Consider the following 19,716-nt stretch of genomic DNA (forward strand, 5'->3'; position numbering starts at 1 on the left):
AATATTTGCCCTGATAAATGCTATTATCTGTGAGACTGTCGGAAAAGGTGATTCTTATGGAAATTAAAAATAATTATCGCAACAATAGCCAAGAAAACACCAATTCCAATTTTCTTCAAAGTAGTTATTGATACTGATTCTATAATTGTTCATGACTATTTAACGCTGCGCGTATAGCAGAAATTGTCTTGTTCGGGACTTTTCCGACAGTCTCATCTGTACTGTTATTATCACTAATAGTCGATAAATACCTGCAATCCAGATAATTCCGAAAATTCTCAAGATATCTGCGGAAAGTCGGATTAAATAGAAGTATTAATAATTTATAGGAAGTTTATTAAATTTTCACATTTTGTTCTGTGTCATCTATTTTCTAGAAAAGGCGAATAGTCCCTGAATTATAAATATTCTTCATGAAACATCCTGGCCATAAGCAATGCATAGGATAGCAGAAGAGGCCCCATTATGATGCCCAGCAGTCCGAACAGGTTGAGGCCGATTATAACTCCGATGATGGACACCAGAGGATGCAGCTGGCCTACTTTCTTGTTTATAGCAGGGCGTATGAGGTTATCCACCGAGCTCAGGATCATGCCTCCTGCAAACACTCCTGCCGCACTGATATAGTCCTGCTGCAACAACTGGATGATGGTTGCAGGAACCCAGATAATGGGAGGGCCCAGTGCCGGGATGAATGACAGTATTAAAGTAACGAATCCCCAAAGGAAGGCACCTTCCAGTCCAAAGATCAAAAATGTAATAGTGAGAAGTCCCCCTTGAATCACTGCAATAACGCCGGAACTTACAAGGATAGTCCTTACCATAGACCTGAATTCACTTAAGATTTCCATGGTATTCCTTTCATTGAAGGGCACTGCGTTATGCAGGCTACGGACGAAGTGTGACTTTTCGCCAATAAACATATAGAATAATACAAAGTACATTATAATGAATTCGATAAGCCTTTTGCCTGCACTATGGACCGCACTTATAAGCATCTCACTTAGCAAGCTGGCAACGCTTGACGCCAGCTCTATTATTCTTTCCTGTATGCTGATGTCCGATGGCACCATATCTCGGATGAGGTGTATGGCAATAATACTGTTAGTTTCCAGCAAGGACAGAATGCTTGCTATGTCCCCTACATTCGCCATTAGATCCTGTACCTCCAGGATTATGATTGTGAAGAGTATATATAGTGGTACGAGGACTACTAAGGCAGTGATGATAATTACCAGTACTGCCGCCAGGCTGGATCTCATTCCAAGCCTGTTAATAAATAAAATGTATAGGGGCCTGAAAACAACATATAATATGAATGCACCGAAAAACGCGTTAATATAAGGATATAGTGCATAGGCGAGTACTACCGCCAGTATTACCAGGAAAATAGATGACAGTGTTCTCTCGTAAGAGTGTCCTATCTGTTCTCTGGAATCCTCTGTATTAACCAATTCCTTCATAGGACCTTTGTGGTTTTTGTTCACTTTTCTTGAATAGTAGCGTTTTTGACTTGCTCATAGTGCCCATTCTCCTGCCGGAAAAGATACTCGTCATGGAACATTGCCGTCACAAGCAGTACGTATGAAATAAGGAGAGGTCCGATGATAATCCCCAGCAGCCCGAAAAGCTTCAGACCTGTAATGACTCCTACGAGAGTTACCAGGGGATGAATCTTTCCGACTCTCTTTTGGACAAAGGGCCTGAGAACTTCATCCACAAGGGTGTGGAGAATTCCTCCTATTAGCACCCCGACTGCAGTGAACATGTCACCCTGCATTATTTGTAATGCCAGTGTGGGCACCCATATGATTGGTGGCCCTACAACCGGAAGGAAAGCGAGTAACATTGTCACGAATCCCCAGAGAAAAGCACCTTCAATGCCAAGGAGAAGGAATGTTACCGTGAGTATGGTTCCCTGTAGGATGGCAATTATTCCAGTGCTTACAAGGATGGTCCTCACAAGGGAAGTGAACTGTTCCAGTAATCTATTTGTGTTCTTTTTGTTAAAAGGTATGGCGTTTCGAAGGCTCTGTGCAAATGCAGACCTGTCTCCCACCAGCAGATAGAAGAGTACGAAGTACATTATAATGAATTCGATGAGCCTTTGGCCGATAGTGGATATGGCTCCCACAGCCATGATACTAATTGAATTGGCCAGACTTGCTATGATTCCCATCAATCTCTCCATCAGGTCTAGTTCCAAGGGCAGTATATTGTTGCTGATGTGATCTATATACTGTATCATCGACCCAATGGAAGAATATATTCCGTTGATGTCTTCAAGCACAACCTGTATCTGCAAAAAAACGATGGCTATAAGAATATAGACGGGTATCAGGATGACCAGGATGGAGATGAAGATCACTGCAAGTGCAGATACCCCTGGTTTAATGTTAATTCTGGTCAAGAACCTGTAAAGAGGTTTGAACACTGCGTAAAGTATGAATGCACCGAAGAAGGCGCTGATATATGGAAACAATGCGTAAGCAAGCACAATTACCAACAGCACAAGTATCGTCAGTGCCTGCCACATCTTGCTAGAGTGTTCCATATATCTCAGATTCTTGCTGATGATATATAATATGTTATATCTGTGAGGTCTTGATAGTTCCTTAGCGTATGATGCCTGTAAAGTGTACTATGGGTGTCTGTGTGTGATGTGTATGGTTGCACGAGTTTAATGATGTGGATGAGTCGTAGGAAAGGTATGAAAGGTATGAAATGTATGAATAGTATGATTGGATGGTAATTCCTGCCTGCTGCCTATCTGTCATGCGTTCAGGGCATTGTTCTTGTTTTATCTGCATCATTATTGCATGCTCTCATTATCATCATCGTGATTATATTGTGCAGTGCAGATATATTTATATATCACAAAGGTATATTGAAATTTGTACTCACATGAGCTGAGTGTAAATATGGCCGGATCATACGCCTGAATTAAGCAGCAGGTGATTTCGCCGGATGGTGCCAGTCGGTGGTACGATATGCAATCATCAAAAAGCTGAAAATAAATGGTTTGTTTGCAAAAGGAACGTGGGCATCTACAATCCTCTCTCAAAAACGTATACCACGTTCCACTTCAGCTTTAAGGCGCAAAAGTATAGGCAAGGTCCGGTTTATCTATCGTTCTAACTGTTTTAGCTGGCCTTCCTAATCCTTTAAATAGTACTCCTCACAGAAACTAATCCGGAGTAGAATCATATATGTACTGCGAAAAATGCGGCACCTACAATCCTGATGATACTGCAATTTGCCTCAATTGCAGTGCCTATATCCCGACAACGCCTCAATATGCAGGTTTCTGGAAAAGGCTTCTGGCAGCTATATTCGATACTTTCCTTGTAGCTGTGATCGGAGGTCCCATATCTATTATCCTGGGTATCATTCTTGGAAGTGTCGCCGGAAGCTTTGTGGGCGTTCTGGGCAACGATTATTTCTTCCCGGCACTCTTCTCTACAATGTTCTTTTTCATAGCAGGCATCTTCCTTGTTTTGAGGTGGCTTTACTTTGCTATCATGGAAAGCTCATCACATCAGGCAACCTTTGGAAAGGAACTTATGGGTATAAGGGTCACTGACATGAATGGACGAAGGATCTCTTTCTGGAGGGCTACTCTCAGGCATTTCGCAAAGATACTCTCTGCCATGGTCTATTATCTGGGTTACCTCATGATAGGCTTCACCCGAAAAAAGCAGGGATTACATGACCTGATAGCTGGTTGTCTTGTAATCAATAAGTGATGATGGTGATGAATTTAAATTGCTGATCCAGATGTGTCATTCTCCAAGCAGTTCCCTGTCAAAATTCTCTATAAGGTCGCTCATTTTCTGGTACCACTCGTCTATTGTTCCCTTGATCATCTTCTTTACCTGCGCGGGTTCAATAGCTGCATACTCGTAATAATATCCACCAATATCTATTGATCTGGTTTCCCTGTAAACAAGGCCTGAAGCTGTGAGATTCTGCAAAGAGCGATAAGCTGTGCTACGCTCTCTTCCAAGCAGCTGGCCAAGTTGTTCCGCGGTCATAGGGCCACTTTCAAGTAATTTTTTGTAAGTGCTGATGTCAAGTTCTTTCAGGCCAAGTACGCATTTCGCCATATCTTCGCATTTACATTCCGCTCTCATCATTTCAGGGATCGAACTTGCCATAATGATATGCCCTCTTAAATAAAATCTATCTCGTGCAAGATCCTTGTTGGATCGCAAGTGTATGTTTTGCACAAAACCGTATAGTGTTTGCGTCACTTATATATATAGTTTCCCTGATATTGCTATTCCTTGACACCAATTATACCTGAGAACGAGCGTTCGAACATACCGCTGGATACAGAGGAGCTGATCTATCATCCGGACATGATACGCGCCAATGAATGGGTGCTCACCGAGTACAAGCCTCCTGTAAGGGATATATGTATCTTCGTACCGTGTTCTAAGAAAAAGCCATATCATGAAAGCCCCTCGCATAAGATATTTGACAGAATCATATTCAGCCTCCTTAAACCTGAAGATGTTCATGTCGTCGTATTCGGAACATGTGGCCTCACTCCCCGGGAAATAGATACTGAATATCCTTTCATGGATTACCAGTTCATCATGGGCAAATGCAATGTTGCAAAGGTGAAGCGTGATTTCCTGAAAATGGAAAGTGAACGTCTTGCAGCATATCTTGAGAAAACACGCGACACCTATAAGCACCGTATTGCTTACTGCATCGGGGATTTCAGGAAAGCGATGGACATAGCGCTTCAAATGACTGATGTTCAGGTAACTATCGTTCCCAAGGAGGAGACTATAGCCCAAAACCTGCAGCCTCAGCGTAAATTCATATATGGAAGCCTTAACCAGAAAAAGTATCTCAAAGACTTCTATGATGCAATAGCTTCAGCAACCGATAAGCCCTCTCTGGATGTTGATCTTGATGATGGGGAATGTGCTGAGGATGATGATTGGTTCCGTCTCTGAGCAGGACCGGAAAAGAAAAAGAATGTGGCAGTAATGCCACTTTTCATTCAAGGTATGGGGATTGTGCAAGTACGGACATTCCATTGTCTGATATATTGAGCACGCGAACTTCATTTATGGTGCCTGAACCTCTCATCTTCATGATATATATCGATCTCTGGAGGTTGTTGCCTGCGATTATGCGTCCAAGCTTGATAACAGAATCCGCGCCATATTCCACCATGTTGTCAAGGTTGTACATAGCTCCCACCGTTATGACCGAAGTCACCTGGTGCTTGCGGAACACGCTGAATACATCATCGATAAGTGTTCTTAACTTGTAGTTGGACTCGATAGCAAGGAAGAGCGCTTCTATGGAATCGATGAAAATGCGGGTGGGTTTGATCTCCTCTATCTTGCTTTCTACAAGCTTCTTAAAGCTCTTGATAAGCTCTGATGGTGCGATCTCCACACTTTTTTGAAGGCGAAGGCTTGGGTCCGTAATGTCCACAAAGGTGAGTTTTCCCTGCCTGACGTACTCTTCGAGGTCCCAGTTAAAAGAGGTCTGCATCTCCCTTACAATGGATTTTGACTCTTCGGAAGTGATAATGCACATTACATTCTCACCCCTCTTTGCTCCTTCAACAATGAATTGTGTTCCAAAGATAGTCTTACCTGTACCGGATTCTCCCGAGATGACATTTGCAGTTCCCACGAAGTATCCTCCGCGGAGCATTTCATCCAATCCCGGTATTCCCGTCCCTATTCTCTCTGATAGATATGCCTCTGACACGTATACCACCTATGATATCTAAGTAGTTTTGATCTTATTCCCAAACTCAATAAATGTACTTTGTTTTAATAAAAGGCTACTTATACCTTATTGAGGTGAATGGTACCCTTTGCTCTAATCCCGATGAATTGAGCATTAGTTTATTATGTTATCCTAATATAAAAAAGCGCGTATTTTATTTATGAGCATTTGCAGTCTGCTTTCCGACATGTGAGAAGACCTGTCTTTAAAAGCGTGAACTATTTGTATTATCGCAGTCAATCCTCTGTGCTTACCAAAGGGACCTGCTACGGCCTATGGAACTTGCTCGTTCTTCAGGAGATGGACATGACATTAAGAGATGATTCAAATGAAAATGAAAGGGAGCTTCTTGCAAAGGTTATCAAAGGCGAGATTCCTTATCACAGGATAGATTCACTGACGGACAAAGAGACAGCGGTCAGGATAAGGCGATCTGCAGTTGAAAGGTCTTATGGTGTGGAGCTTGAACACATCAGGGCATGTTCCCTTGATCTTGAAGATGCAACAAAGCGCAACATAGAGAATATGATAGGTGCTATTCAGGTGCCGCTGGGTGTTGCAGGTCCGTTAAAAGTAAAAGGAGAGTTTGCCGAAGGTTCCTACCATATCCCGTTGGCTACGACGGAAGGCGCCCTTGTTGCAAGCGTGAACAGGGGATGTTCTGTCATAACAGGCTCCGGTGGTTCAAATGTGCGCATATTCCAGGATGTGATGACAAGAGCCCCTGTATTCAAACTTGATAATGTGGTCAGGGCAAGGGAATTTGCAGACTGGGTCAAAGATCCCGAGGTATTTTCCAGGATGAAGGACAAGGCATCACAGACGACCCGCTTCGGAGAACTTATCGGAGTTGAGCCGTACGTTACAGGGAATACTGTCTATCTCCGTTTTTCATATGACACTAAGGATGCCATGGGTATGAACATGGTGACTATAGCCACAGAAGCCCTGACAGTACTTATCGGGGATGAGTTTGGAGCGATTCCTATCTCACTTTCAGGTAATATGTGTACTGATAAGAAGCCGGCTTCAATAAACACCATTCTGGGAAGGGGGAAAACCGTTGCTGCAGATGTCGTGATCCCGAAAGGCCTGGTGGAGGAGCGCCTGAAATGTAAGCCTGAGACAATGGTGGATGTAAACTACAGGAAGAACCTGCTTGGTTCTGCACGTGCCGGTGCACTTGGATATAACGCACATGCTGCAAATATAATTGCTGCAATGTTCATCGCTTGCGGGCAGGATGCAGCTCATGTGGTGGAAGGAAGTACTGCCATTACGACGATGGAACTGACAAAATATGATGACCTTTATTGTTCGGTGACCATTCCGGCCCTTGCTGTGGGTACGGTCGGAGGGGGAACAGGCCTCGGGCCGCAAGGCGACTGCCTGAAACTGCTTGGCGTGAAAGGTTCAGGAACCCCGCCGGGCACAAACTCAAAGAAACTGGCTGAGATTGTGGCTGTAGCTGTGCTGGCAGGAGAGATATCCCTAATAGGCGCCCAGGCTGCCGGACATCTTGCCAGGGCACACGCGGAACTTGGACGCTAAGGAATTTTGCTGAAAATGGAATTACCATTTTCAACATTTATCCCGGGCTTTTCTCAGAAGGTCCGAGCATTCGCTCATTTTCTGTTCTGCCTGCAGGATATCATCAGCCAGCTCTGTATAGCCGGCATCCCGTACTTTTACCGACCATTCCTTGAAACTCTTGCTATGGCTTTCATTATGCTCGACCCAGTGTTCAAGAAGATGTGCCAGTTTTGATCTGTTTATGTCTTTTGTCATTTATCCGCCTCACATGTTCTGACTTGTGATAATGGTATATGGAAATACAGTTCTAAATGTCTGCCGGGCTGGTTATCTCTCCGGTTAGCGCTGATGCGGCGGCTGTAGCCGGGGAGGCAAGATAGATGAATCCGCCCGTACCCATCCTGCCTTTAAAGTTCCGGTTGGCTGTCGATATGCATACCTCTCCTTTGGCAATGACCCCCATGTGTCCTCCAAGGCAGGGTCCACATCCGGGTGTGCCGATTGTCGCTCCAGACTCAAGGAGTGTCTCTATGATGCCTTTACGGACAGCTTCAAGGAACACCTCTCTTGATGCAGGGATGACAAGCGTCCTGACAGCCACCTTTTCTCCTTTGAGGATATTCGCTGCTGCTTCAAGGTCTTCCAGCCGGCCGTTGGTGCAGGTTCCGATAAATGCCTGGTCGATCCTGGTGGCGGGCAGCTCTGAGATATTGCATACATTATCGACATTATGCGGGCATGCGACCTGCGGTTCCAGAGTACCTGCATCAAAATGGTACTCCTGTGAATAATGCGCATCCTCGTCCGCATATACGGGTTCATAGCTTCCCTGAGAACGCTCCTTAAGGTACTCAAAGGTTGTTCTATCAGGCGGGACTATCCCTGCCTTTGCTCCCATTTCTATTGCCATGTTACAAAGAGTCATCCGGCCTGAGATGGAAAGATTTTCTATCGTGCTTCCATAGAACTCTGCGGCTTTATAGGTAGCTCCTGCCACCCCCAGGGTTTTGATTATCTTGAGTGTGAGGTCCTTTGCATGGGTGTGTTTTCCCAGTTTTCCATCTGCCATTATCCTGATGCTCTCCGGAACCCTGAACCAGAGTTTACCTGTGGCGAATATCTCTGCCATGTCCGTAGCTCCCACTCCTGTACCGAAGGCTCCGAAGGCTCCGTAGGTGCATGAATGGGAATCGGCTCCTACTATGAGCTTTCCGGGCAGTGCAAATCCTTTCTCAGGAAGCAGCTGGTGGCAGATGCCTTCTCCTGTGTCATAGAAATTCTTTATTTCCTGTTCCTTCACCCATTCCCGGATGTCCTTGTGCAAGGCAGCAGTGGTGTCGGTGTTTGCAGGGGTGAGATGATCAAAGGGGATCACGATCTTTTCCGGATTCCATACATTCTTGATCTCCATTTCCCTGAAAGATTTTACGGCAAGTATGCTTGTCCCATCATGAGCCATGGCACAGTCTACATCCGCTATGACAAAATCATTCTCTTTGGCATGTTTTCCTGCTGCACGGCTGAATATCTTCTCACTGATAGTGCTCAAAAAAATAACTCCATTTCTTGCAGTTCATCTGCTGTAGTTTATGGTGTTATGAGACAGGCTATCCCGATATAAAATCTGCGATTGAATTACCTGTCGGTGAAGAAAATAAATGGGTTTGGAAGTTAAAAATATGTTTTGCTGCTTTCTGCAGTGTGCTGATAGCAGGTAAGCAGTCAATCTTTGATCTTGTTTATGCTTCAGGTGAGACTTTTAAGTCTCTCGATGTTCTCAAGCACTGATCTGCTCTGATATAGGACTTTCTCTTCGATGCTGCCAATTATTTCTTCAAGAGGTGTGATCAGCCTGTATAGCTTAACCGGCCTGCCTTTACCTTCGTTTTTCTTTTCTTCTCTGATCTCAACCCAGTTGTTATCTCTAAGGAATCTCATGGCAATACTGACTTCAGGCTGACGCAGATCTGAAGTTGCTTCTATTTCACGGGAAGTTATTTCATCCCCGCTCGCCAGGGTCGCAATAGTCAGTGCAACAGGTCTGTTCATATCCAGTTTCCTGAGCAACTCGACCATTTCGTACTCCTTTTCATTCATGTTACGGGGTTTTTTTTCTCTCATGCAATATCACCAAATAATTTTCAGTTTCGTTTTATCTTTAAGTCTGAATGGCCACCAGAACATTTTCCTTCACTGTGTGGATCAGACAACTGTCTGATCAGCAGTTTACACATCATTTATACCTGATCTTGATGCGTTGCAAGTTCACAACTATTATAAGTATTTATTATATATTAATCCATATTACAACAAAATAGTGAGTCCGCAACGTATATTTCATACAATAGATTATTTGGTGTAGTAATGCCTATATAAATAGTATATAATCAATTCTGGAAATAGATTATTCAAACCAATCATTCAAAATAGAAGTGCCCAATATCAATACGGCATCGGAATAAAATAGTGATAGTTATGTGTCAGTTCGAGATATGAAAGCTGGCGCAATAGGTAGCAAAAGCCCTAAAAATCAGAATGGGCCCGCTGAGATTCGAACTCAGGACCTCACGGTTATCAGCCGTGCGCTCCACCGAGCTAAGCTACGGGCCCACTTGCATATTTTATTGCTCCTGAATAATTGTGTTATTCAAGCGACACTCCAAATACGCATACAGGTACTTTAATATTTCGCTCTGCTCCATCTCTCCCCCTTATATTATTTTACGACGTATGGCTTTGCGGGTCACTCCCAGCGATAACTTTATTTGGTATAATACCTGTATGAGGTCAATTACTGGGCTGGTAGATCAGGGGAAGATCGCTACCTTGGCATGGTAGAGGCCTCGGGTTCAATTCCCGACCAGTCCACTCAAATATCCCCAATAGTCTTTAAAGTACGCTATTGGCAGTTTCATATTTTCTCATTCCCTGTGTAAGTTGCATAATATTTTTCTGAACTTTCTACACATCTTGGAGTTGTTCTGCCAGCAGGTCATACTGTTTTTCCAGTTCAGGCATAATAGCTGCAATATCTTCCAATTTACCCATGTTGCTCGCTTTCTCCATCTGGGAAGCGACATCGTTCAGGGCCATGCCTCCAAGGTTTGCCGAAGCACCTTTGATCTTATGTGCATACGCGCTGACTCCGGATACTTCTCCCTTTTCAATTGTTTCCCTTAGTTCATAGACATGCTTTGGCATATCTTTCAGGAAAATTGCAATCAATCTCCTGGCAAGGTCTTCATCACCCATTATCCTTTCAAAGAGGGCTTCTTTGTCAAATACCAGTGGTTTTGCAGGCGCATCCTTGTCAGTGTGGGATAATGTGCCCTCATTTCCTTCTCTCTGTATTGTTGCAAGCCATTTATCCAGTACCCTTTTCAGGGTCTCCATGGAAACAGGCTTTGAAATGTAATCGTCCATGCCGGATCCTATAAACTGCTCCCTGTCTCCCTTCATGGCATGTGCTGTCATTGCGATTATCGGAATTTCCTGATCCAGAACTGCTGATCCCGGCTCTCGGATGAGCCTTGTAGCTTCCAGACCATCCATTTCAGGCATCTGCACATCCATGAGCACAAGATCATAAGGGATCATTTCCAGGGCTTTCAATGCTTCGGCACCATTGGCCACAGTATCTACACGAAGGCCCAGTTTTTTCAGCATGCTCTGGGCTACTTTCTGATTGACGATGTTGTCCTCAGCCAGCAGTATCCTTACATTTTTGATTTTCTGCATGGAAGTAGCATGCTCGTTAACAGAAGAATGTGATTTCTGTCTCCCTTTATCCATAGTAAGTATAGTTGATAACTCATTAAAAAGGCTCGATTGCCTTACAGGCTTTGTAAGATATGCTTCGAAGTGGTCCTTCTCGAACTGCCTGGAAACGGACCGCTGCCCCATAGATGAAAGCATTATAAGACAAGTACTTTCAAGTTTTTCATCCGACTTTATGATCCTTGCAAGGGTCAGTCCATCCATTCCCGGCATATGCATGTCCAGGATTGCTACATGGAATGGTTCACGATCATCATGTGCTCTGTAAAGAGCCTGCAGTGCCGTGGGACCGTCCATAGTTTCCACTGGATTCGTACCCCACGAAGATAGCTGAGCGATAAGTATCTCCCGGTTTGTGGCGTTATCATCTACAACGAGTATGCGCGCACTTTGGATATCTGCTGGTAGGATCTTTTTCCTTTCACAGTCTGGTTGCTTGGCAAAGCAGGCTGTGAACCATAATTCTGAACCTTTGCCCTCCTCACTTTTTATCCCTATCTCTCCCCCCATCAGCTCCACAAGCTGTTTGGAGATAGCCAGGCCAAGTCCGGTACCACCATATTGACGCGTCGTGGAAGCATCCACCTGGTAGAACTGGTTAAAAAGAAGATCTATCTTATCTTCTGGAATACCTATTCCGGTATCCTTTACAGAAAACCGCAAGAGGACCTCTGTGCTGGTTTCGGATTCCAGGGTCACCCGTACGACCACTTCACCATGATGCGTGAACTTAATAGCATTGCCAGTCAGATTAGTCAATACCTGCTGCAAACGTCCGGTGTCACCCCTTATATAAGCAGGCGCATTCGGCTCGGCCGCACAGATGAATTCCAGCCCTTTATCGTGTGCCCTTATGGATAGCATGGCAGCAAAGCTATCCAGTACATTGTGCAGATCAAAATCCAGCACCTCCAGCTCTAGCTTGCCTGCCTCTATCTTTGAGAAGTCCAGTATGTCATTGATTATCTCGAGCAGTGCCTCTCCGCTTGCCTGCACCGTTTCAACATAATGTCGTTGCTCCTCATTCAGCTCTGTGTCAAGAAGCAGACCTGTCATGCCGATCACACCGTTCATGGGTGTGCGTATCTCATGGGACATGTTGGCCAGGAACTCACTTTTGGTTCTGGTGGCCTCCTCTGCTTTGATCAAGGTTTTGTCAAGTTCCTTGTTTTTTATTTCCACTTCTTCAGCGTATGCAAGAAGCTTTTCTTCTGCTAACTTGCGCTCGGTAATATCCTGCACCATGCCGACAGAGCGAACAACCATCCCATTTTGGTCTCGTTCATGAATGCACTTTTGTTGAACGTAGCGTACTTCTCCTGTATGCCTGCGGACAACACGATGTTCAATCTCATACATATATTCTTTTTCTTGCAGAGAGGTGGAATAGGCAGCATCCACCATAGCATGGTCCTCAGGGTGGACCGCATCAAGGAAGGACTCGTATGTGACATCTAACTCCTGTGGTTCCAGTCCGAATATGCGATATACTTCGTCAGACCATATTATACGGTTTTCAATTACATCAAATACCCAGCTTCCTACATGTGCTATCTCCTGGGATCTTGCCAGGAACGCCTCGCTCTCTCGCAGGGCTTCCTCGGCACGTCTGCGTTCTGTGATGTCGCGGAATGACCACACGCGTCCAACAATATCCTCGCCGATTTTTTGGGGCTGGGAGTATCTTTCAAAGATACGCCCATCTGAAAAATCAATATGGTCAAAACTGGATGCTTCCGGCCGTGCATATAAGTCCATTACCTTGGATACGAACATATCCGGATCAGAAAGTTGTGATATAATTGCTTTTAGTACAGTGGTATCATCATGGTTGGTAAGAAGTTCTTCAGGAATCTGCCACATCTTGGCAAATTTTCGATTCCATTGTGTTATCCTTCCTTCTCTGTTCACTATCAGGATGCCATGTGCTGTTGATTCGAGTGATGCGTTGAGCAGGGATATCGAATATTTAAGTTGATCATCAGCAAGTTTGCGCTCGGTGATGTCCCGGCTCACTCCCAGAATGCCAACAAATGCACCTTGTTCATTATAGATGCCTGAGATCGTAGCTTCTGTCCAGACAGTTGAACCGTCCCTGCAAGGCTGTTCAAGCTCAATACGGTTTGCTGGGAAGCTTTTTCCTTCTTGGATCGCTTCCTTAACTAATCTAATTCCTTCCAGGTAGTGTTGTAGGGAAACAGGAGTTAACAACTCCGAAGGTCGTTGTTTTAGTACTTCTTCCGGTGTATATCCACGGAGCTTCTGGACAGACGGACTGATATATGTGAACCTGCCATCTATGTCCATTGTCCATATAACGTCCGTGGAATTATCTGCCAGAAGACGGTGTCTTTCTTCGCTTTCTTTTAATAGCTGTTCGGAGCGCTTGCGTTCAGTAATATCGCGTACAGCTGCTACACGAACCGGGCTTCCAGAATGCATCAGGTTGTAAGCTTCAATTTCGAGTGGCACTATCATTCCATCTTTTCTTATCCCTCGAACTTCATAAGGTTTTGCAATACTCTTTCTCATCTGCTGCTTTACAATATCAATATCATCAGGATGGATGGCCAATGATAGGACATTCTTTCCCAGAATTTCCTCTTGCGTGTATCCTATGATGCGGGTCAGAGCCTCATTAACTTCAAGGGCTATACCATTATCATGAACGATTATACCCTCAAAGGTCACATCTGAAAGTAAACGATATCTTTCCTCGCTCTGAGCCAACTCATTTTCAATTCGTTTGCGATCATTAATGTCTATAGAGTATTCTATAATGCTTTCAAGATCTCCATTATCATCGAAGATGGGGTAGGCATTTACCTCCACATATACCGGCCTTCCCTCAGAGTCAAGGTGGATGTGTTCTGCCTTTGCAGGCTTTCCGGTCTGCCTGATCTCTTCCATTGGGCATGGATGTTCTGAGTCACAACAAGGTTCAGACAGTCCGTGGCTTGCCTCGTAGCACTTGCTGTTAAGGGTAATATTGTAATGGGAAGTGGCAAAGGAGTTTGCAAGTCTTATGTTATGGTCGCTGGCATCGATGATCATAAAAGGATGGGTAAGTGCATCCAGAAGTGGGGTAAGAAATCCAGACTGGCTGCTTGGGAAGTCTCCAGTGCCTGATTCCTCTGATCGCTCCTCGTATTTTGCTACTATATAGAGGTCTTTTTGATCATGCGGTTGTGATCTCTTTTTCATATGCTTCCTTCCTGCTCATTTGATTCATGAACAGAGTTTTTTGATGAATAGGGATGACATTTGCACACTTTCACAATCCTGATTGTACTTATTATCTAGGCCGTTATATATAATTTGTCAGTGCCTTTTGTGTTCAAATGTTGCTATAACTCTGTTGGCATGTAGGTTCTTGCATATATCTAATTAATATTTTGTAGAATCAATTGAATTAATTTATATGCATGTACAGTTTTGAGAGATGCGTTAATGATAAGTTAATATTGCAACTGGAGGGTATGGCAATATAGTGGATATTTCAATAATATGTTCAGGTGATTCGATGAAGAAGTACACATTATTCATTTTGCTGTGTCTGGTATTTGCAAGCGGATGCATGTCCCAGAACACTGTGGAGCAGGGTGATCATATTGCCGTCGATTATATTGGCAGGTTTGAGAATGGAAGTGTCTTTGATACTTCCCTGGAGCAGGTAGCGGTCGATTCGGGGTTATACAGCCCCTCAAGGAACTATGGGCCTTTGAGTTTTGTTGCAGGCCAAGGCCAGATGATCGAAGGATTTGACGAGGCTGTGATTGGCATGTATGTGGGTGAAGAAAAAACAGTTACTATTCCACCGGAGAAAGCTTATGGGAATTATTCTCGGGAATTATTGCTCCAAGTCCCTTCCGAGGATTTTGATAATGCAAATATAACTCCAGTGATAGGGGAGCAGGTCAACTACATGTGGAGGACTTGTACGATAGTGGATGTTGCTGACGGGAATGTCACTCTTGACTGTAATCATCAGCTTGCAGGGGAGACACTTGTCTTTACGATACAAATTGTTTCCATAGGTGAGTGATTTTCAGGCAGGTATTTGCATGGAAAAGGAAGAGAAGGTCGTAGTTGTCCTGCTTGCAATGGTATTCCTTTCCCTTTCGATAGTGTATGTAACATTTTTCACTGGTGATAGTCCGGATGTGGCTGAATTCTCAGCCATGTCCGGGACAGGTGAAAGGGTTTTCCTGGAAGGTAGCATCGTTACTAAACGCTTTACTTATACTGGTAATCATCTTCTGATGACAGTTGATTCCGGTTCAGGGCCTGTTAAGGTTTTCATTCCGTCCGGAAATGGTGCAAAGGATATCGGTTCAATGGTAAATGAGGATGATGTTGTGCGTATTCTCGGGACTGTTGAAGAGTATAAGGGTGAGGTTGAGATAGTCGTTCAGCACAAAAATGATGTTGTTCTTGTCAAAAACGCCTGACCGCTTTAAACAAAATGAATTAATCGCTAAAGATTTAAACGAACACTGCGTCATAAACAAGCATGAAGGCCTGTATAATGTGTGGAGGCGAGGGGACCAGGCTGCGTCCTTTAACATTTGAAAGACCAAAGCCGAGTATACCAATACTCAATAAACCCTCTGTTGTACATCTAATTGAGCATCTCTCCAAAGAGGGCTTCAATACCATTGTCATTACTCTCGGGTATATGGCGGAGAACATAGAAGAGCAGTTAGGGGACGGACGTATCTTCGGGGTACATATCGATTATGTATATGAGAAAGATAAACTGGGCACCGCAGGCGGGGTAAAGAACGCTGAGAAGTATCTCAAAGATGAGCCTTTCCTCGTGCTTGGCGGAGATCACGTATTGAACCTTAATCTCAGAGAGATGTACCGTTTTCATGAAATCAATGATTCCCTTGTGACCATTGGGCTCCTTTCCATAGACGATCCCCGGGAATTCGGTATCGCAGACATGGATGTGAATAACAGGATAAGAAGATTCCTGGAGAAACCCGGACCCGGGGAGATATTCAGTAATCTTGCAAGCACTGGTATATACATGTGCGACCCGGAAATATTCGACTGGATACCTGCAAACACAAAATACGACTTTGCCAAAGACCTTTTCCCAGCAATGCTTACAAAGAACTACAAAATTAATGGTATACTCGCGCGCGGTAAATGGACTGATGTGGGAAATGCCTCCGCTTACAGGCAGGCTCAGAGGTGGATGCTGGAAGCTTTGCCAGGTACTACTATTGTCGGGCATTTCAGCAGCAAGGATGCTCGTCTGACAGGGCCGCTCCAGTTAGGGAATAATGTCTCGGTTGGCTCCAACTCTGCGATTGTAGGCCCTGTGGTGATAGGCGAGAACACAAGGATTGGTGATAATGTGCTCATAGGGCCTTATACTACCATCGGTTCCAATTGCGTTATCAATGACGGATCAAGGATACTGTCCTCATATATCTTCAACAATATTACCATTGGCAGTAATTGTAATGTATCGGGCTCGATAATTGATAACGGGGCACAAGTGTCTGAGAATTCCTGTCTTGAGAATGGTACCGTCATCGGGCCGAATGTTGTCATAGGGAACAACACGACGGTGCATTCCAATACAAAGATATGGCCTGACATAATAATACCTAGTGGCACAAGTGTAAAAAATGATATGATCAATGAATCCTATATTTAAGCACACTTTGTTTGCCTCATTTTTCATTTCAGGTCTGATCGCATGAACAAGCTGAAGAAATGGCTTATAGTCTCATTACTCATAAGCCTGGTATCGGGAATTGTTGTCTTAATTCTTACATTTGACACCGGTACCATTCATGGCTTATTGAGCATAAGGCCGGAGTATATAGTCGCAGCAGCCTGCATACATTTTTTGTCATATCTTGTATGGGGTATGCGGCTTCGTGGTATGTGCAAGACACTTGGTTATAAAATAAGCAATGCAAGGTCTTTTCAGATAGTTACCTCAAGTACCTTTGCAGCATCGGTCACTCCCTCCTCCATGGGCGGGGAGCCTGTCAGGATACACCTTCTTCATATTGACAGGATGCCTCTTGGGAAAGCATCTGCAGTAGTACTTGGTGAAAGACTGCTTGATGGAATCATCATACTGTCCCTTGCACCTTTTTCACTCTATGTTCTTAGGGGTGTAATGGAAGATCCGGGTATTGATGCACTGCTCATTACAGCAGAATTCTTTTTACTGGGGGTTCTCGTGCTGGTGCTATATGCAGTATGGAAACCGGAGGCTACAAGGAGAATGACAATGTTCTTTGTAAAACGGATAGCTCCTTTTGTTGGTGCCGGGACTGATGCACGGCTTGAGAATATTATCTCAAAAGTGGACTATGAGCTTGAGAATTTCCATGACAGCATCTTCTTATTTATGAAAAAGGAAAAGCGCAAAGGTCTTTTGTATGGTGTGTTGAATACTTTCCTCTTCTGGGGTGTAGAATTCTCCATGCTGTATGTCATACTCATCGGCCTGAATCAATATCCAAATCCACTGGTTGTTATTGCCTCCCAGGTGCTTATGGTGCTCCTTATGGCAATACCTGCAACTCCCGGGGCAAGTGGTATTGCAGAGTTTGGCGCAACCACTATATTTTCTGTTTTTGTAAGCTCCTCTCTTCTGGGTATAACTGTTGTCGTATGGAGGGCGCTGACCTTTTACATGAATCTCTTAGTTGGCGGTTTTGTCAGCTTCCGGATACTAAAGGACACGGAAATGATGAAGAAGCTCCTGCGATGAGGCCTTATTTCTGGCTGAATATAAGATAGTCCTTTAAAACCTCTGCATTATTTAGTTTCATCTGGTCTGTCCTTTTCAAAAAATCCTCTATGCCTGAGAAAGGCGTCATGCTTTTTATTGCCACGGCCTGATTCTTTCCAAGGCCCGGTAATTCCCTGATTAGTGAGGCGGGCGCTGTATTGATGTCAAGGGGGAAAGGCACTCCTGTTATCGAGCGATGTCCGTGTCCGGTTACAACCACATCGATGAACTCACCAAGTGGCATCTGTGCAGGGATACCTGCAAGCAGCGGGTATGAGCCGATCTGTCTTGCAAAACCTATATTCCCGTCATTGACCTCACACAGGACTTCTTTCAGAACAGTTCCCAAGGGTACGAGTTTCCTGAGCATTGGCAGATCGATGTCTTTTCTTATATTTTCTTTGTAATTCAGGAACACTCGCTTGTTCTTTGTAACAAGCTCATCATTGCCGTACATCTCAGTTCCCGGGAAGGCCATGACCTGTCTGATATTTATCCTTCTTAAAAGAAGATCTGCATCAAGCACTTTCCTGAGAAAATCCTGATTTAACTGGAATGTCTTTTTGGTTTCGCCTTTAAGGCCATGCACAAAGTTGAGCCCCGGAAGCAGTTCAGGCATCCCGTTGACTCCTCGTGCTCTTCCGACTTCATTGATCATGCGGATGGCTTCGAATACTTCTTCAGGCATGGCCTTAAGGTCATTGGCCCGGATAACTTCCGGGTCGGCACTTTCCATTCCCAGAGCGGCAACGTCTCCTGGGGTATGGTATTGTACGATGGTTTTGAATATCTCCCTGCACTGTTCAGGATATGAGGATATAGTGGCAGGGTTGGCGTTGTCCATGTGCAGGACCCGTAGTTCGGGAGCTACTATGCGAATGCCTCGGTAGAGCGATAGCAGCACTTCGGGGTCCGGTTGCAGGATATCGCTTCCTGTATCCCTTGCGTGGTAGCTGAGTATGTCCGGCTGGCGTCCTATTCTGAAAAACCGGGCTCCATGGTCGTATAGTCTCGCAACCTCCTGGATAACCTCATCCACGGGCCTGTAGTCCGAGGCCCCGTAGAACGGCTCCGTGCAAAAAGAACAATGTACTTTGCGCCCGCATCCTCTGTATGTCTCCAGCTCGCAAACTACGTTGGGATAATCCGGATGCTTCTTTATTATGAAAGCACCTTTTGTACTCCATCTTCCTATCTCTTTGACACTCCTGAACCGGTGGATACAGTTATCCACATCTCTCATAGTGCTGCTGTTCTCAAGAATGTCGAACACAAATGCTTCTATATCTGCCTGTGAGGCATGGACGTTCTCTGCCTGTATGCCGAGTGAGCGGGCAGTTTTCCCTCCTTCGTAACTAAATCCAAGTCTTATGGGTCCTCCCAGGACTTTCAGTCCAGGAGATGCGCTGAAAATGCTTTCAATTTCTCCCGGGCTGATAGGTGTTGACCGGAGATATTTACCTGGAACTGTCATCCCGGCTACGATGATAACAATATCAGCTTTTTTTATCAATTCCTCTGCAGTATGAGGGTCTGCCCTGACAGAATCGATAGTAAAATAATGGATCTCTTCTTCTTCGAACTTTCTTTCCCTTAGTGCTCCTGCTATGTATCTAATATATGGGGAGATGTAGGGAGGAACTCCGAAGCATGCAGGTTCGTCCACATACCCGTCAATGATCATTGCGTTGTTAATCGTCATAATTCCCTGCGGATAATTGAATAGGCTCAAAGAGTACGGTTGATTATCTATATTATAATATCTATTTTCTGCAAGAGTGCATGGTACAAACTTTTACTTACTTTTACTCATGATGTCTGCACGTTTATTTGATTTGAGAAGATAACTCCGTATCTTCTAAGTTTGTCTAAAC

The 19,716-nt window shown here is 44.4% G+C and carries 16 protein-coding genes and 2 tRNA genes; 8 read left to right on the forward strand and 10 right to left on the reverse strand.

What is annotated here, in order from left to right; translation table 11 throughout:
- Positions 1-398 precede the first annotated feature (398 nt).
- Positions 399-1,463 (reverse strand): AI-2E family transporter, encoded by a 1,065-nt coding sequence (locus tag Q8J68_RS06240; protein ID WP_305310667.1) that lies wholly within the window; start codon positions 1,461-1,463, stop codon positions 399-401.
- A gap of 20 nt (positions 1,464-1,483) precedes the next feature.
- Complete coding sequence (locus Q8J68_RS06245) at positions 1,484-2,554, reverse strand: AI-2E family transporter (RefSeq protein WP_305310668.1); 1,071 nt, start codon at positions 2,552-2,554, stop codon at positions 1,484-1,486.
- A gap of 655 nt (positions 2,555-3,209) precedes the next feature.
- Between Q8J68_RS06245 and Q8J68_RS06250 the strand changes: the two genes are divergently transcribed.
- A complete protein-coding gene (locus Q8J68_RS06250; protein ID WP_305310669.1) occupies positions 3,210-3,746 on the forward strand; it encodes an RDD family protein in 537 nt (178 codons plus the stop codon).
- Positions 3,747-3,782: 36 nt separating this feature from the next.
- On the opposite strand, the gene Q8J68_RS06255 is transcribed toward Q8J68_RS06250, so the two are convergent.
- Complete coding sequence (locus Q8J68_RS06255) at positions 3,783-4,157, reverse strand: helix-turn-helix domain-containing protein (protein ID WP_305310670.1); 375 nt, start codon at positions 4,155-4,157, stop codon at positions 3,783-3,785.
- 129 nt (positions 4,158-4,286) lie between these two features.
- On the opposite strand from Q8J68_RS06255, the gene Q8J68_RS06260 reads away from it, so the two are divergent.
- The gene (locus tag Q8J68_RS06260; RefSeq protein WP_305310671.1) at positions 4,287-4,970 is read left to right on the forward strand and encodes a DUF5591 domain-containing protein; all 684 of its coding nucleotides are present in this window, start codon (positions 4,287-4,289) and stop codon (positions 4,968-4,970) included.
- 43 nt (positions 4,971-5,013) lie between these two features.
- Here Q8J68_RS06260 and Q8J68_RS06265 read toward each other — a convergent pair whose 3' ends face one another.
- Positions 5,014-5,742, reverse strand: coding sequence for an ATPase domain-containing protein (locus tag Q8J68_RS06265; protein WP_305310672.1), 729 nt, complete (start codon positions 5,740-5,742; stop codon positions 5,014-5,016).
- A 327-nt stretch (positions 5,743-6,069) separates the two neighbouring features.
- On the opposite strand from Q8J68_RS06265, the gene hmgA reads away from it, so the two are divergent.
- Positions 6,070-7,314: a hydroxymethylglutaryl-CoA reductase (NADPH) gene (gene hmgA / locus Q8J68_RS06270; protein WP_305310673.1), complete on the forward strand. Its 1,245-nt coding sequence runs from the start codon at positions 6,070-6,072 to the stop codon at positions 7,312-7,314.
- 30 nt (positions 7,315-7,344) lie between these two features.
- On the opposite strand, the gene Q8J68_RS06275 is transcribed toward hmgA, so the two are convergent.
- The 4 genes from Q8J68_RS06275 to Q8J68_RS06290 form a co-directional block, all read right to left on the reverse strand.
- Positions 7,345-7,551, reverse strand: coding sequence for a hypothetical protein (locus Q8J68_RS06275; RefSeq protein ID WP_015054723.1), 207 nt, complete (start codon positions 7,549-7,551; stop codon positions 7,345-7,347).
- A gap of 52 nt (positions 7,552-7,603) precedes the next feature.
- Positions 7,604-8,845 carry a 3-isopropylmalate dehydratase large subunit gene (locus Q8J68_RS06280; RefSeq protein WP_305310674.1) on the reverse strand — a complete coding sequence of 414 codons (1,242 nt, stop codon included), beginning with the start codon at positions 8,843-8,845 and terminating at the stop codon, positions 7,604-7,606.
- A gap of 197 nt (positions 8,846-9,042) precedes the next feature.
- Positions 9,043-9,417: a transcriptional regulator gene (locus Q8J68_RS06285; protein WP_305310675.1), complete on the reverse strand. Its 375-nt coding sequence runs from the start codon at positions 9,415-9,417 to the stop codon at positions 9,043-9,045.
- Positions 9,418-9,832: 415 nt separating this feature from the next.
- Positions 9,833-9,906, reverse strand: a tRNA-Ile gene (locus Q8J68_RS06290).
- A gap of 186 nt (positions 9,907-10,092) precedes the next feature.
- On the opposite strand from Q8J68_RS06290, the gene Q8J68_RS06295 reads away from it, so the two are divergent.
- Positions 10,093-10,164, forward strand: a tRNA-Ala gene (locus Q8J68_RS06295).
- Positions 10,165-10,257: 93 nt separating this feature from the next.
- Here the strand turns inward: Q8J68_RS06295 and Q8J68_RS06300 are convergent.
- Positions 10,258-14,277, reverse strand: coding sequence for a PAS domain S-box protein (locus tag Q8J68_RS06300; RefSeq protein ID WP_305310676.1), 4,020 nt, complete (start codon positions 14,275-14,277; stop codon positions 10,258-10,260).
- A 319-nt stretch (positions 14,278-14,596) separates the two neighbouring features.
- On the opposite strand from Q8J68_RS06300, the gene Q8J68_RS06305 reads away from it, so the two are divergent.
- The 4 genes from Q8J68_RS06305 (at position 14,597) to Q8J68_RS06320 (ending at position 17,821) form a co-directional block, all read left to right on the forward strand.
- A complete protein-coding gene (locus Q8J68_RS06305; protein WP_305310677.1) occupies positions 14,597-15,118 on the forward strand; it encodes a peptidylprolyl isomerase in 522 nt (173 codons plus the stop codon).
- 19 nt (positions 15,119-15,137) lie between these two features.
- On the forward strand, positions 15,138-15,524 hold the full coding sequence (locus Q8J68_RS06310) for an OB-fold nucleic acid binding domain-containing protein (protein ID WP_305310678.1): 387 nt from the start codon (positions 15,138-15,140) through the stop codon (positions 15,522-15,524).
- Between the two features lie 62 nt (positions 15,525-15,586).
- On the forward strand, positions 15,587-16,747 hold the full coding sequence (locus Q8J68_RS06315; protein WP_305310679.1) for an NDP-sugar synthase: 1,161 nt from the start codon (positions 15,587-15,589) through the stop codon (positions 16,745-16,747).
- A 42-nt stretch (positions 16,748-16,789) separates the two neighbouring features.
- A complete protein-coding gene (locus Q8J68_RS06320; RefSeq protein WP_305310680.1) occupies positions 16,790-17,821 on the forward strand; it encodes a flippase-like domain-containing protein in 1,032 nt (343 codons plus the stop codon).
- Between the two features lie 4 nt (positions 17,822-17,825).
- Here Q8J68_RS06320 and Q8J68_RS06325 read toward each other — a convergent pair whose 3' ends face one another.
- Positions 17,826-19,544, reverse strand: coding sequence for a radical SAM protein (locus tag Q8J68_RS06325; RefSeq protein ID WP_305310681.1), 1,719 nt, complete (start codon positions 19,542-19,544; stop codon positions 17,826-17,828).
- Between the last annotated feature and the right edge of the window lie 172 nt (positions 19,545-19,716).

It is taken from the genome of Methanolobus sp. (assembly GCF_030682845.1).
Taxonomy (GTDB): domain Archaea; phylum Halobacteriota; class Methanosarcinia; order Methanosarcinales; family Methanosarcinaceae; genus Methanolobus.